General features: G+C 50.1%; 1 protein-coding gene. It reads left to right on the top strand.

Features of this window, described 5'->3' with window-relative positions; all coding sequences use genetic code 11:
- Window positions 1-337: PTS system mannose/fructose/sorbose family transporter subunit IID (locus ACLOR3_RS10030; RefSeq protein ID WP_412037209.1), on the top strand; the 337-nt coding region annotated here is incomplete at both ends.

Below are 337 nucleotides of genomic sequence, written 5' to 3'. Positions count from 1 at the left end.
GGATGCGTGCTGGTTTGATGGGCCCAATCGCTGGGATTGGGGACTCCTTGGTTGTTGGGACCTTAATCCCTGTACTTCTCGGGATTGCCCTTGGTCTTTCTAAAGGCGGAAACATTGCAGGAGCTCTCTTCTATATCGTCGTTTGGAACCTCTTGGTCTACTTAGGCATGCGTTTCGCCTTCTTCAAAGGGTATCACTTAGGGGACAAGGCTGTTGAATTCCTTGTAGGACCAAAAGGACAAGCCCTTCGTAAAGCGATTAGTGTGGTCGGTGGTATGGTCATCGGTGCCGTAGCAGCGACTTGGGTCTCTGTTACAACAGCCCTCGAATTCAAAAA

The organism is Streptococcus intestinihominis, assembly GCF_046824975.1.
Taxonomy (GTDB): Bacteria; Bacillota; Bacilli; order Lactobacillales; family Streptococcaceae; genus Streptococcus.
Note: the sequence above shows the minus strand (reverse complement) of the source record. Positions and strands in the feature narration are given on the sequence as shown.